Origin of the sequence: Candidatus Lokiarchaeum ossiferum (assembly GCA_025839675.1) — an archaeon.
Taxonomy (GTDB): Archaea; Asgardarchaeota; Lokiarchaeia; order Sigyniarchaeales; family Promethearchaeaceae; genus Lokiarchaeum; species Lokiarchaeum ossiferum.
On sequence record CP104013.1, the window covers coordinates 5609880 to 5623859 of the forward strand.

General features: G+C 32.1%; 16 protein-coding genes. 2 read left to right on the forward strand and 14 right to left on the reverse strand.

The genetic code is table 11. The features are described 5' to 3' along the window. Positions 1 to 49: 49 nt before the first annotated feature. Genes NEF87_RS23920 through NEF87_RS23940 form a run of 5 tightly spaced genes read right to left on the reverse strand, consistent with a single transcriptional unit; the run spans position 50 to position 4767 of the window. Positions 50 to 1123 carry a metalloregulator ArsR/SmtB family transcription factor gene (locus NEF87_RS23920; RefSeq protein ID WP_457917810.1) on the reverse strand — a complete coding sequence of 358 codons (1074 nt, stop codon included), beginning with the start codon at positions 1121 to 1123 and terminating at the stop codon, positions 50 to 52. 13 nt (positions 1124 to 1136) lie between these two features. Further along, entirely contained in the window at positions 1137 to 3641 is a 2505-nt protein-coding gene (locus NEF87_RS23925; protein ID WP_457917811.1) for a PAS domain-containing sensor histidine kinase, read from the reverse strand. A gap of 38 nt (positions 3642 to 3679) precedes the next feature. Next, positions 3680 to 4120: a response regulator gene (locus NEF87_RS23930; RefSeq protein WP_457917812.1), complete on the reverse strand. Its 441-nt coding sequence runs from the start codon at positions 4118 to 4120 to the stop codon at positions 3680 to 3682. Positions 4121 to 4146: 26 nt separating this feature from the next. Further along, positions 4147 to 4569 (reverse strand): hypothetical protein, encoded by a 423-nt coding sequence (locus NEF87_RS23935; protein ID WP_457917813.1) that lies wholly within the window; start codon positions 4567 to 4569, stop codon positions 4147 to 4149. 33 nt (positions 4570 to 4602) lie between these two features. After that, positions 4603 to 4767, reverse strand: a complete 165-nt coding sequence (locus NEF87_RS23940) for a hypothetical protein (RefSeq protein WP_371804048.1) — start codon at positions 4765 to 4767, stop codon at positions 4603 to 4605. 340 nt (positions 4768 to 5107) lie between these two features. On the opposite strand from NEF87_RS23940, the gene NEF87_RS23945 reads away from it, so the two are divergent. After that, positions 5108 to 5305: a hypothetical protein gene (locus NEF87_RS23945; protein ID WP_457917814.1), complete on the forward strand. Its 198-nt coding sequence runs from the start codon at positions 5108 to 5110 to the stop codon at positions 5303 to 5305. A gap of 50 nt (positions 5306 to 5355) precedes the next feature. Here NEF87_RS23945 and NEF87_RS23950 read toward each other — a convergent pair whose 3' ends face one another. The 7 genes from NEF87_RS23950 to NEF87_RS23980 all read right to left on the reverse strand — a co-directional run bounded on the left by NEF87_RS23950 (position 5356) and on the right by NEF87_RS23980 (position 12137). Beyond that, entirely contained in the window at positions 5356 to 6090 is a 735-nt protein-coding gene (locus NEF87_RS23950) for an ERCC4 domain-containing protein (protein ID WP_457917815.1), read from the reverse strand. A gap of 296 nt (positions 6091 to 6386) precedes the next feature. Then, a complete protein-coding gene (locus tag NEF87_RS23955) occupies positions 6387 to 8951 on the reverse strand; it encodes a DEAD/DEAH box helicase (RefSeq protein ID WP_457917816.1) in 2565 nt (854 codons plus the stop codon). Then, positions 8951 to 9757 carry a hypothetical protein gene (locus NEF87_RS23960; protein WP_457917817.1) on the reverse strand — a complete coding sequence of 269 codons (807 nt, stop codon included), beginning with the start codon at positions 9755 to 9757 and terminating at the stop codon, positions 8951 to 8953. Before NEF87_RS23960 ends, NEF87_RS23955 begins: the two co-directional genes overlap by 1 nt. Positions 9758 to 9771: 14 nt before the next feature. After that, on the reverse strand, positions 9772 to 10143 hold the full coding sequence (locus NEF87_RS23965) for a hypothetical protein (RefSeq protein WP_371804053.1): 372 nt from the start codon (positions 10141 to 10143) through the stop codon (positions 9772 to 9774). A gap of 29 nt (positions 10144 to 10172) precedes the next feature. Further along, complete coding sequence (radA, locus tag NEF87_RS23970) at positions 10173 to 11324, reverse strand: DNA repair and recombination protein RadA (RefSeq protein ID WP_371804054.1); 1152 nt, start codon at positions 11322 to 11324, stop codon at positions 10173 to 10175. Between the two features lie 74 nt (positions 11325 to 11398). Further along, the gene (locus tag NEF87_RS23975; RefSeq protein ID WP_371804055.1) at positions 11399 to 11791 is read right to left on the reverse strand and encodes a hypothetical protein; all 393 of its coding nucleotides are present in this window, start codon (positions 11789 to 11791) and stop codon (positions 11399 to 11401) included. Between the two features lie 16 nt (positions 11792 to 11807). Next, the gene (locus NEF87_RS23980) at positions 11808 to 12137 is read right to left on the reverse strand and encodes a hypothetical protein (protein WP_371804056.1); all 330 of its coding nucleotides are present in this window, start codon (positions 12135 to 12137) and stop codon (positions 11808 to 11810) included. Positions 12138 to 12217: 80 nt separating this feature from the next. On the opposite strand from NEF87_RS23980, the gene NEF87_RS23985 reads away from it, so the two are divergent. After that, the gene (locus NEF87_RS23985) at positions 12218 to 12760 is read left to right on the forward strand and encodes a hypothetical protein (RefSeq protein ID WP_457917818.1); all 543 of its coding nucleotides are present in this window, start codon (positions 12218 to 12220) and stop codon (positions 12758 to 12760) included. A gap of 27 nt (positions 12761 to 12787) precedes the next feature. Here the strand turns inward: NEF87_RS23985 and NEF87_RS23990 are convergent, their stop codons facing one another. Both NEF87_RS23990 and NEF87_RS23995 read right to left on the reverse strand, forming a co-directional pair. Then, the gene (locus NEF87_RS23990) at positions 12788 to 13399 is read right to left on the reverse strand and encodes an ADP-ribosylation factor-like protein (protein WP_371804058.1); all 612 of its coding nucleotides are present in this window, start codon (positions 13397 to 13399) and stop codon (positions 12788 to 12790) included. A 1-nt stretch (position 13400) separates the two neighbouring features. Continuing rightward, entirely contained in the window at positions 13401 to 13943 is a 543-nt protein-coding gene (locus NEF87_RS23995; RefSeq protein ID WP_371804059.1) for a roadblock/LC7 domain-containing protein, read from the reverse strand. Between the last annotated feature and the right edge of the window lie 37 nt (positions 13944 to 13980).

A 13980-nucleotide genomic window follows, 5' to 3' on the forward strand; every position in this document is an offset into this window, starting at 1 on the left:
AAGAGAGCATGTAAAAATATATAGAAAAGCTAATTTAAAAATAGTTAAATTAGGAAAGATTTTTCCAGTGTTGATAAAAGGAGAACATTTTAGTTAAGCGTTCATTTTCCAACGAATAATAATTAGATCGACCTTTCTTTTGGATCATTATTAATCCGCATGTTTCCAAAATACGTAAATGGTGGGATACTGAAGCTTGTGATTTCTCTATTAAATTTTCAATCTCTGGGATCGTACTCGGACTTTTTCGCAGAAACTCTAAAACTTTCATCCGATCGGTATTACTTAAAGCATCGAAACATTCCGGATAATTTTCAGCATTTCTATCAGAAAGGAAATCCAAATTTTTTGTTAGAGAAAAGTGAATATATTTGCCACTTATTTTTCCAATTATGATTCCTAAATTTTCTAACGTAGTAAGATGGTGTTTAACAGTGGTCCTAGCCTTATTTAACAAGTTTTCCAATTCATTAATCTTTCTTGGTTTTTCTTTAATATATTTTACCATGTGAAATCTATCGCTATTCCCGAGAGCATTAAACCATTTAGGGAGATTTGGATCTTGAAATAAGTCCTCAAAATCTATTTTAATTGATTTATTTAGTGAGCTGGAAAGTGAAGTTTCTGTAGAAGGACTATCAATTTGCAAAAGTTGTTTAATCTGGTCGAATTTCTTTTCACTTTTCTCAAGTCGATCTTCAGTTTCTTCGAGAACTTTTTCATATTTCTGTTTTTCTTCTTTTTTTTTTTGGTGATTATGTAATGTTAGTTCAATTGTTGTTCGCAAATCATTCTCGTTTGTCACAGGTTTTACAATATAGCTTGAAGGCTCTGTATCTTTAGCTTTTTCAAAAGTTTTTATGTCACTGTATGCAGTAAGGAAAATTATCGGAATGTCCATCGTCATATTAATTGTTTTTGAAGCTTCAATTCCAGTCATATTGCCTCGCAACATAATATCCATCAGAATCAAATCGGGTTGGTCATTCTTTGCCTTTTGTATTGCTTCTTCACCTGTGACTGCTATACCAATTACTTGATATCCCATTTCAGATAGCATTTCTTTAAGATCTTTACTGGTGATGAATTCATCTTCTACAATGAGAATTTTTTTTACTTCCACATGACTAATTTTCTCATTCTTCCATAAAAATGATATGGAATTTCGTACCAAAATTTCGATATACTTTTATCGTTCCACCTAGTTGTTTTGCTAAACCTATAATTAATTGAAGACCTAGAGTTTCAGTTTTTTCTAAATTGATCTCCTTCGGTATCCCTATTCCTGTATCTCCGGCAATTAATTCAATTTTATTGTCGGTTCTCTTCTTTGCTTTGATAAAGATGGTTCCTCTACTCTTTTCTGGGAAAGCATACTTCAATGCATTCGAAATAATTTCATTTATGATCAACCCGCAACTAATCGCTTGATCTAAATTTAGTTCGAAATCATCAATATCTATCTCTAAATGGATTAATTCGGGTGATTTTTGATAAGTTCTAAATAAATTTGAGACTAAATTTTGGATATAATTACCAAAATCCAGTTTTCCCAGATCATCCGATCTATACAATGTTTCATGAATAAGTGACATCGTTTTGACTCGATTTTGAAAATCTATATTTATTTGAAGGGTTTTATCATCAGAGATTTTAGGTTTTTGTAAACGGATTAGGCTTGAAATAATTTGTAAATTATTTTTAACTCTGTGATGAATTTCTTTTAAGAGTACATCTTTTTCTTGCAAAGATTTTTTTAAATCGTTTTGTTCTTTCTCTAATAGGATTTCATATTTTCGTCTTTGAGTGATATCAATTCCATATCCAACAAAAAAATCTAATTCATTTTCATCATTAAAAATTGGTTGTCCATGCCATTCGGTCAGATATTTTTTTCCATCTTTTGAGATGATGTAATTCTCACTCAAAGTTGGGTTAGGATGATTTATCATATTCTCAAAAATTTTACTGACATATTGTTGCTCTTCTTTAGGTATAAAATTTTGTAAATAATTTTTTCCAACAACCTCTTCCAACTTATACTTCAATGTTTCCCTCATTTTTCTATTCATCATGATAGTTTTTCCTTCTTTATTAATTGCAACAAAAAAGGCTGGAGATGCTTCGATTATGAGTTCATTGAAATCTCTTTGTTTTTTCAGCTGGTCTGTAAGTTTTTTCTGATTGGAAATATCTTGGATTGTCCCAAAAATTTTCACTGGATTATTATTCTGATCCTTGTACAACTTAGTCATGGACCATAAAGTCTTAACTTTGCCTCTGGAATCAATTATTCGATATTCCGTTATATCTGGGACATTCTCTCCATTTATCATTTTTTGAATAAGGCGTGTTATTCTTTCCTTGTCATCAGGGTGATAAATACTAAATAACAATTCTGGTGTTATCTCCGCCTCTGTGTTTAGATCAAAGATTTGATTAAATTCTTCACTTGTTTTTAATTTGTGTGTTTGAATGAAATATTCCCAATACCCAAAATTGGCAATTGCTTCAGCTAATTTTAAATTTGCTTCATTAGTTTTGAGTTTTTCTTCAGCAAGTTTTCGATCTGTTAAATCTATCCCAACACTTAATAAACCAACCTGATTTCCTTCATGATCAGTTATCGGCTTATTAGACCATGCTATCCAGACTCGTTCTCCATTTTTTTTCTGATTTTCGTTTATATTTTCCGTGTATTTTTCAGGATTTGTCGACAAATCAGCGATCATTGGTTTTAAGTTTGTTCCTGTAGAATCGATGTGTGGAACTATTGTGTCCAACATATGTTGACCAATTAGTTCATCTGGATCAAAACCAAAGAATTCCTCCCCGAATTTATTAATAAACGTAATATTTCCGTCCGGATCTGTTTTTAATATGATTGATTTAACAGTATTTACTATATCAACAAAATTTGATTCGTATTCTCTTTCTCTTGTAATGTCAATTACAGACGCTGCACGTATCATTTCGCCATTAAATTCTACTCTTCGACCTTCAATTTTTACGGGAAATGTGGTTCCGTCTTTCTTTTTTAGAATTGCCTCATATCTACCATCAATTTCTTTTACCATATGCTGGTGGACTGTTTTGTTAAATTCTGGGGAAATAAAGTCAACATAATTTTTTCCAATGAGTTCAGATGACTTTTCATACCCGAGCATTCTGACAGCTTGCCGATTTAAAGAAAGAAAAAAGCCATCTTTAGAAAGAATTATCCCTTCTGTGGAGGCTTTATCTAGATAGGCTAGTTGAGTCTCTCGATATTTTACTGTTGTAATATTTTCACATGATATTTGAATTCCTACAAATTTTCCTTGATTGTCATGGTATTTTTTAGTTTGTTGCTTAATCCATCGTATATTGTTGTCCGAACCAATGATCTGGTATTCAAATGGATTGCGTATGTTTCCTTCTAAATTATCATGGTGAAATTTGAGAAAACCTTGGTAGAAATCTGAATGACAAATCTCCTCAATAAACTTAGAATTTTCTAAAAATTTTTCTTTAGGATGACCAAATACTGAGAGAACTGCATCATTTGCAAATAAAATTAGACCTGAAGGAATTTCTCTGAACATCACTGCACATTCTAGTTGATTTACCAGTGTTTGGAAAAAATTCGTCTCAAATTCCATTAATGGTACTTGCTTTCCCAACGGAAAAAGCTTCAGTTTTAGGTAGAAGAAATGTGAAAAAGATCTGTTTCATTAGAAAAAACTGGGATATCTCTAAGTATTTTTTTTACTACTTTGAGAAAATCGTTTTCACTCGTTAAAGGTTTCTGAATTATTTCAAAAGGATAATTATCTTTATTTGAAGTTTTTGAAGGATATAACCTTGAACCAGTCAGAAATATTATTGGAATTGATAGATTTTGATTAATTATGCGAGCAGCTTCGATTCCAGTTATTTTTCCTTCCAAAATTATATCCATAACAATTAAATCCGGCTTGATTTCAGCTGAAGCTATAATACTCGCTTCTCCTGAACTCACACTCTTTACTACATGCATATTCATCGAATTAATCATAATTTTAAAAGCGGAACTCGTAATATAATCATCTTCAACTAATAAAACTTGAATTTGTCTCCCTTGAATCACAGCTGTTACCATTATTATCATCTGAATCTTATATTTATTTATGTCAAGGTGCAAATTATAATTGAACTGCGTGGAATTTTTATTGCTGATAAGATAAAAGGGATTTCAATATCATTCGCAGTTTTTATTTGAACATTCATTTTGGGAATTTCTTCAAAAATTTCAATTTCTTCCATAACAAACTCACTATCTTCGCAAGAAAGCAAATCGTCAAGCTGTAAATAATGTTGTTTTACAAGCTGAACTGTGCCATATTCAATTAATTTAGCAAATTTCTCAGTGCAATCAAGTATTCGTAAATCCGAAATCTGAATCTTAAAAATATAGTCAATTTTTTTTGAATCAACTAATGTTTGAATATGAAATTTTAAATTAGTCATTGAAGTTTCTCGTTTAGAAAGTAACTTTCGAAATCTATCCGATTGGGTCTTGATATTTGGATCATTCACATTTAAGTGCATATATTTCCATCACTTCTATCAAACCATTTTCCTTTACGCGTATTCTTGGCGTTGTTTTAAGCTTTCTAATTTAACTTGAGGAGAAATTTCGTGCGATTCTTCTGGTACAAAGTTATGGGACTTAAGGATGGTATAGTATTCGTAAAAAACAGCCCCCGAAGGGATATATTTATTAAAATCTATTTCTATATTTGGCATTGGGAATTCACTTTGTTTTGTTGTTGGTTGGTTTTTTGAGGGGTTCGGGTGTATATATTAGGTTGGGTTGAAATTATTAGGAACTTAATTTTAGAACTCTATACCTATTTAGAGATTTTTTGTAATTATTATCCCATTAGGTATTTGCTAATGGAATTAGTTATCTCCATATATATATTAGTTGTATATTATATGAAGTAATTGTTTTGTAATTTTTCCAATTTTTTTTTATTCAAATGACAATTGAAAATCAAATTTCCTCTTTGTGAAATTTTCGATTTTATAAGGATCGATTGAAAATAAAATATGAAGAGATGTTGTTTAACTCGGTGTGATTCTCATGAAAGCTGACTGCACAAATTGTAAAAGACAATATGATGAAACAGAATGGTCACAATTTGTATCATTTTTACCATCCATTCAACGCGAAAAGTATTTTACTCAACAATTGTGCCCTGAATGCTATAAATTGCAACATTCAATGGAATTAGCTCAGCTAAAAATCGAGTTGAGTTTAACTACAGGAACAAATCTTTAAGATATCTTGTCTTTAAAAGTAATTTTTTTTCTTTGGTAAATATTTTCTTTTTAAAGGTTCCAATTTTTCTTCTCCAAAGCAATTGATTTGTGGAAAGGAAGATTAAGAAGATTTTGATTCTGGCGAACAAATTTCGCTCCGAATCCTTTTAGATCTATGAAGCGCCCTGAAGTTAATTTTACTTTACCTGAAGATAAGATTTTCGTTTCCGATTGCTGTATTGCTTGAATCACATTCCATGGTGTTTGAAATTCATCTAGTAACACTTTGGCTTTAATTTCACTTACTCCTATTAATCCCTCAATAAAATTCAGCTGCATCTTAAGACCTATTTCTAAAGAGGGGATGTCCAAGGGTTCGTATACAAACGGGTTATTTTTTTGTTGATATTTCGCAAAACTCCAGATCGTTTGCGCTGTTTCAAATTCATCAAGAGTTGTGATTAACGGAATGTTTTCTTTATAAAGAGCATAAATAATCGCTCCATAAATTGAAGCAGGCGCAATTCCGGTCCGATCAAACATTTTTCCTGGATTTTCTAAAATAATAAGCGATTCTGGATAATAGTATTTCATTTTTTGGATTTGGGAAAAAAACCGATTATCACAGATCGATGCAACTAAATCGTCACCACGCTTGCGTTCGATCCCCATAGTTGATGAGATAAGGTAATCTGCTGTTTTCAAAGTTTCTATTTGAAGATTACATGGAATATTGCTAAAATTTCTCCGAATTTCTCCTCTTTCCCGCTCGTCCATAATAATGAGTGGCTTAAATGTTTCCATTTCATTTCACCCTAGTTTTTGAAGAAAATAAACATCCTAAAACAAGCAAAATGATTATTCCAACTTCATATGTGCCCATAAATGTCAGTGATCGAGTTGCCCATGTGATTTTTGAGTTAAAATAAATAGCACCGAGGATGAATACACCAACAGTCAATATTTTTCCAAGATCAATACCTCTCCCCATAGGATTTTTTATTTTTAAGATATTTAAAATCAAATGGATTTAGGAAGATCTTAAAATTATGTTACTTCATTAAATTTGAATCATCAGTCTCGATAGACATAAAAATTAATTAGCTCGCTAGAAACGTGTTTAATGATGTTTGAAATCGTAAGGGTTGAATTTCTCCCGTAATTTCTTTTATTTTTTCCAACTTAATTTTCGATTTCTGAGCCACCTCTAACGAATTTTCATTGGTAATTTGAGAGGCTTTATGGTAGCCCGCTTGGAATAACTTTCGGGCATTATTGCGACTTAAATTAGATAAATTTTCAAATAAGTCGACCAATTCTTCTTTAACCCCATGTTTAAGACGAATTGACAAAATTTTGAGATCATGAACAAGATTTTTACAATTATCGAATATATCTGAATAAATATGCAAGTGGTTGGTTATCGATTCAAAAATTGAAGCTTCTCGGGCTAAATCATTGGTTAATGAAAATAAATCTCCAAGGCCAAATTTAGGATGATTTGCAATTATAGATTCTACCGTGGTTTCCTCAATCCATTTATTAGCAATGGACAGAATAGGAAGAGGATCGCGAGAATGATCAAAGCAATAGCTCATAATTATTTTATCTAACATAAAAGAAACCGAAGAAAATGAATATTGGCAGAGTAAATTCTTTATTCGGATTATTTTATGAGGGAAAATATAGAGATTGATTGCAAGCTGTCCCAATTTTGTAGCAGTAAAACGATCATTAGATTTTGTTATGGCAATTAATCCATGTTCTTCTAAGAAATCATAAATGGACTCATGTTGAACTATTAAAGGTATTATAAGTTTTAGGTATTTATAGGCGGGATGAACGGGATTTCCTAAAATATATTTCATCAATGTGGTTAAATGGGTGCAAAGAGTCGGTGAATTGATTAGATCATATCCCGCATTAAAATATTTTTTCATAGGATTACAACTGCATTGCATCCCCACATGAATATCAATCCTACAGTGATAACGATTTTTTATTATCTTTTTCTTCGATAAGGAACTGCTGATTGATGCAATAATACTTTCTGGCGTGATTTTCGAAAAATCATAATTGAAACGAGTGATATCACAACTTGGAGCTCCAAATTGATCCAAAAAATAATCATAATTTAGGGAATCTACGGAAAAAAATTGCGATAATTCCAGGAAGGAACTTTTTTTGTATCCTTTTTGCAATTCCCCCGAATAAAGTTGAGATGCAAAAAAAGTTTTTTGAAGTAATTTTGAGATATCTTGTTTAGAAATACCAGGATTTTCATGAATTATAAGCAATACTAATTCTTGCAAAATGGGTCGATCTTTCAATTTTGAAGTAAGTTGCGCATATTTTGGTATCATTGTTCCATCATTTGCCACTTTTTCTTGAAAGTACTCCGATCTTACAAAATTTTTTTCTTCTTCATTTCGAAGCAGAATAATCCCCTTTCCTGCTTGATCATATCCCAATCGTCCCGCTCTTCCAAGCATTTGATGCAATTGGTTTGAAGAAAGGGGATGAAATACTCCAGATGAAGTTAAACAATTTCGATAACCATCTTCCAAATAATCGGCATTAGATACTTCCCATGTTTTGCGATGTTGGACGATATCTGATATAATGGAAAAACGAGCAGGTGTGTTTACTCCTGCCGCAAGTGTTGACGTTGCAATTAATACCTTGATATTGTGCTCCTTATAAAGTTTTTCTACTATACGTCGGTCCAACACGCTTAAAGAAGCATTATGATATGCAATACCAAAGGGAATGACTTCTTTTAATACTGTTGCAACAGAACGGTTTGCTTTAAGATTTTTTACGCCTTTTATACATTGATCTTTTTCAATATCTGATAAATAATTAACTACAACAGATTTCAGCAATTGGGTGAAATTTAAACAATCTTTGCGTCTATTGACAAAAACAATAACTTGTCCCTTTTCTTCCAAAGCAAACTTTACAATTCGTTTAATTTCTGAGAGTTTATTTTTGTAAATGCGAAATTCATAATCCAGCTTAATTGGTCTTTTTTTTGCATGTAATAATTGGAATCGTTTTCCAAAACTGCTCAACCATTTTGCAAAACTCTCATAATTTGCTATAGTGGCGCTTAAGCATATAACTTGGAGAAAGGACAATCTATCAAGAATTCGAGTAAGCAATATTTCTAAATGGGCTCCTCTTCGGGAAGATGAAATTTCATGAACTTCATCAATAACTAGCAATGATATCTTTTTTAAAATTGGATGATTTTGGCGAACCAAAGTATCGAATTTCTCGAAAGTTGTGATAATTAAATCAGCTCCTTCAATTATTCTATCTTCAGCCTCTGTATCGGAGGTGATAGTTTTAACTAAAAAAGAATTTCCAATCTTTTCTTTGGTTAAGATCTGGGAAAAATGATATTTTTTTTCTGTTGCTAGAGCTTTGTAGGGTACTAAGTAGATTGTAACTCCTGATCCATTTAATAAATGCTTTGCAATAGCTAGCTCCGCAATTAATGTTTTACCTGATCCTGAAGGGGAACAAACTAAAAAATTTTGATTAAAAAACAATCCTCGTTGGATGGCTTCCGTTTGGATTGTATGAAGGCTCTTAATCTGCTGCACCTCCAAAAGTCTAATTAGAGATCTATAGGGAACTATTTCGTTAATTTCAGTCATCATTCCGCCTGGTATTTGTCCGGTTTAAAATTAGGTGTCATTATTAAAAAACGCCCTTGATCTAAAATATATCGGCGAGATTTTGAAACTCGCTGTAGTTGGGATTTTCCTTTAGATGTTCTTTTAATAATGTTTGAAAATGTTATTTCTCGTATCCATTTTTCTGGAGAATATTGTGTGGATTTAAGCGATATCCAACTGCCTTGTAACATTTGGATAAAATCTGCATAATAGGGTACCTCACTATTATAAATTGGATTAAACGTTATATGATGTATAAGAATTATCAAGAAGTTGCCTTTTGTTGTTAATGTTGAAATTTTTGGAAATAAAATATCACTAAAAGTGTGGACAGCATGAATATAGTCGGCATAATTAGAAACAGAACCAATTGTTGATTTCAAAATCCGAGAAAATGAATTTATGATTAATATTGGTCTTTCTTTCTTTACATTTTTATTCATTGGTAGAGATTCAATTAATTGAAATAAATCTTGGACGGATTGACATGAAAAATGATACATTCGTTCCAATAATGAATTTTTTGAGGAAAACATATTTTGAAGGATACTTGGAGAAAGCCCACCTTCATTATCTGCGATATAAATGGGCTGAGTTGATATAGGTAAATGATATCGGATAAATTCTCGCAATAACGTAGATTTACCTGATGCATTTTCCCCATTTATATGAATTATTGAAGGAAGTTCTTCCCGATATGAATGGGCAGACATCAATTTAATAAATCCATTAGTGTATGAAGGATTTTTCAGGGGTTTATTAAGTGCGGTGCTCTTTGAAATCATAAGTAATCGTTTCCTTAATTTTGTGTGCTCGCAGAGTATAATAATTCTGATCTTTGTTCACTTTTGAGTAAATTTCTTGATATATCCTGAGTATTAGTTTTTCCTGGTAATAATTCAAAGAGTGTCTCGATAATAGCTGCTTTTATTATATTATCTTCGATCAATTCTTTGGAATTCAAGTGTTTAAGTCGCTTTACGTGGATTCTTGTATAACTTGAAATTTCCTTATGCATCCGTGTAAATTCGTTAATTAAATAAATTAAGAAATCATCTTCTTCCAATATTCCTTTGCTAAGCTGGGATACTTTCTCTCGAAGTTCTGCTCGATTCTTCTTTATGGTCTTTGAGATCTGAGATTCCAGCTCTAAACAATCTTGCTCTGTCATAAACTTGACCTTGAAAGATATTAAAAAAATCAAGCTAAGGGATCTGCAATTCCTTTAGCCTTTTTCGCTTGCGATTTTTTTGTTGCGGGTTTCCTTGATGTGCTTTTTTTTTTTTTGGAAGACGTGCTTTTCTTTACTTTCACTGGGTCTTTTTCCAGCTTTTCAGTGGCGATTAATAAGTTCTCTTCTTCGTTCAAATCCGCAAGTGTCTTAAGTTCGCCTTCTTCCATGTATGTAATCGTTTCATCGTCGCTTATCCCCGCTTCTGTAATGTAAAATACAGCAGATTCAGGTGGTAAATCCGGAGCATCAACGACTGTTGCAGTCCGTTCTAAACTCGAATTTGATTGAAATCCTTTTGTTTTAAAAACTATTCTGAAATGGCATCCATGGGCAACAATATTTCCTCCGATTGCTTCGTTTGACGCAAAGGAGCCTTTCATTTGAACCCCAACTTGATTGGTGACTAATACTGCTATATTATGTGTCTCCGCAATTCTCGATAGATCATGAATCAATTTGTTCAAAACTTGTTGACGGGCAGCAAGCATCCCAATTCCGATGTATTCTGATCTCATTAGAGCCATTAGCGAGTCAACAATAATGAGTTTCGCATTTTTCTCTTTTATTGCTTGTTCTGCCGCTCTTATCATTTGGAGTTGGTGATCCGTGGAAAAAATCCTTGCGTGGTAGATATTTTGAAGTGTAGATGTAGGATCCAACCCAAAACGTTTAGAAATCCGTTCTACTTTAGTCCGTGAAAAAGTATTCTCCGTATCAATGAATAAAACTGAGCCATCCAAACCGCCTTTTGATTTTGGGAGTTGACAAGTGACACACAAAGTATGGGATAGGTTCGTTTTTCCGCTTTTGAATGCTCCATAGACTTCAGTAATGCGACCAGTGGAGATTCCCCCATTCAAAATATTATCAAAATTTTGACTGCCTGTAGTACAATATTCAAAATTTTCTTCAATCGTTGATACTTGCTTAAATGTCGCCAGATTAAGACTGTCTCTTGCATTCCAGACTAAATTTTTGGATGCTTTTGCAGAGATTCCGTCAATTTCTTCTAAATCTTTAGGTACACTCATAGCTAGAGCTTCAAGTGAATCGATACCAGATTCGGTGAGTAGTTTGATTTGACGGGGTTTGATGGATTTTAGAGCTAATAATTCCAATTTAATCAATTTTTATTAAATTAAGACTATTTAAAGTCGAAAAAAGAAAATCACAAAAACCGGTTCAAAAGATTTTATCCTTCTGCAGAAAATTCAGCAAGGATTTTTGAATTATTGAAACATTTCATTTTTCCTGTAAATTCTTTTAAATCTTCTGCATGAATCGCTAAAAAATGTTCACGTAAATTGTTTAAATAATAATTTATTTTTAGTTCAGAAGTGGACACTGAGGAACGACAGATAAAAATCAAATCAGGATTCGAATTGTGAAGAAGAGATAGCTTGAAAGATGCCATTGTTATGTTTTGACACTTTTCTATAAATATATCTGTGGCAAAGCTTGTTATCGCAGAGACGAATCCTGCAAACAAATCTCCATTTATATCTCGAATGTGTGCTGAATGGAGCAAAGGGATCCCAGTTTTGGTCATGATCCAGATTTCTTTAACAAATTTTGGAGGTTTCATTGGAAATTGTTTCCTTTTAATAGTATGGTTTGGAAGATATTGCTTCCTCATTCTGTGATACTTTAGTTAATCCTTGATCTTCAAGATAACTTGGATTATCGGATTTAGGCGAGTAAAATTGATAATTCTCGATTAGTTGAGCAATTACAATGGAGAGTTTTTCAACATTTTGATTAATTTGATGCAGTTCTCGAACCTTTGCTTTTGATGAATGATTGGATCTTTTCATAAATTTACGGGAAAACCAGATTATCGCTAAGATCACTCCAAGTGTGGGGTATTTTCGAAATAATAAGACCAATGCAATAACAATAAAAGCAAACCCCAGTTGTTTAAAAATTCTCATTATATCATATTCTTTTTTTTTAGAAGTATTTAATGGCGGAAAAATTTCGATTTTAAAAATATAAGTTCGATACCATTGATATGGAAAACCAAAGCGATTCAGAATTAAAAATTCACAGGAGTATTATCATAACTGAGGGAGTTATAGGATTTCTTAAATATTTGAACTTGATTCGGGAACAAAGACCTTTTAATCTCACAACAATTTCTGAATCTCTAAACTTACCTCATGAAGAAGTTTCGGAATATTTTTCTATAATTCTACATGCTTTTCGCTTATTTCACAATATCCAACATGATAAAATCATTCAAGAAGATGATATATTTGCCCACAGTCAGAAAAAAACTGAACATATTTCATTAACTTATATTGAAATGGAGCGATACTCTACATTTGCTTACTTGTCCAGTAAAAAACCCTTTTCTTCACTCTCGGAGCAAATAATGTCGCTTTTTCATAATCATAAGGACCTATTTCATGAAATTAGAGAAGAAAATAATATTTTCTTCAAAGTTTCTCCTGTTGGAAAATATTTTGCTACAGAATTTCGGAAGTTAAAAATGTTAAATCTTCCTGTGGATCGAATTGAGTATAAAAATTATGAATTAATCATCAAAAATTAAAAATATTTTTAAAAAAGGAATGAAATTTTAAGTCAGTTTCCTTCTTAACACCTCTACTAATAAATCAGAAAAAATTCGAGATACATCGCCCGGATTTTTAGTGTCATTGGCTGTAGATTCATAGGGTATTTTCAATAGTTTTGTTGGATTCTGAGTTGGCAATCCCATTTGTGTAACAAACTCATTGATTGATATTGCATTGGGAAGATCTCGTTTATTTAGCAAGATATAAATTGGAATTTGTGATTTTTGAGAAAAAGACTTCAATTCTTCGAAAGATCGACAATTTGAAGCCATTTTCTTTGGATCAGAGTCTGCCACAAAAACTGCTCCATCGGCATTTTCAAGTACATATTCTCGAGTCGCTAGAAAACGTTCTTGTCCCGTAGTGGTTGATACTATCGCTTGCACAACACAATTTATACTCGGGAATTGAAATTCGAAAGTCACACTATCACACCAGAGTGTTCGTTTATCTGTGGTTTCTATAGAAATTCCTTTACTCACCAATTTGGTAGCAAATTTTCGTTTTAAACATTCAAAATTTGTGGTTTTTCCTACTTCTCCCGGACCCCAATACATGATTTTAATTGGGATGTATTTTGGTTTGAAAATTGGTTGGGTGTCAAGATCTTCCATTTTAATCTACTCCTAAAGATTGAGATGTAAATAATTGCTGTTTAATTTTATCAATGTGCTCTGAAAATTCTGCTTCGCTCATTTGCATTTCTTTTTGAATTCGTTGGTTTTTCTCGATAAGATTTTTGATTAAAGGGGCAAATTTTTTCATATGATGAACAATTAATCCAATTTTGACATCTTTAGAGGCTAATGAGAGTAATAATAAATCTCTTTGTCTACCTTCTGAGGTCTTAATTGACCCGATGTAATGACAAAAAAACTGCGTCGAGTTATATATTAATGAAGCTCGATTTAAATCTGAATTTGCAAAAAAATCTTTTCCTTGTTTTGATATTCCATATAATGCAGCTCCAATTGCTGCTATGTCCCAATAATTATACTTGTTATCAAAAAAATGATTAACTGCTAAGACTTTTGCATCTTGATCAATTATTTGCAATCCATATATACGATCATTTGCCATCCGATTATATTTTCTAACCAGTTCTTGCAATAAATTAGATAGCTCATTGTCACGGATCAGATCTGGAATTTGTAACATAACCTTTTTTCAGATGAAAGCATAAAAAGTCGAAAAG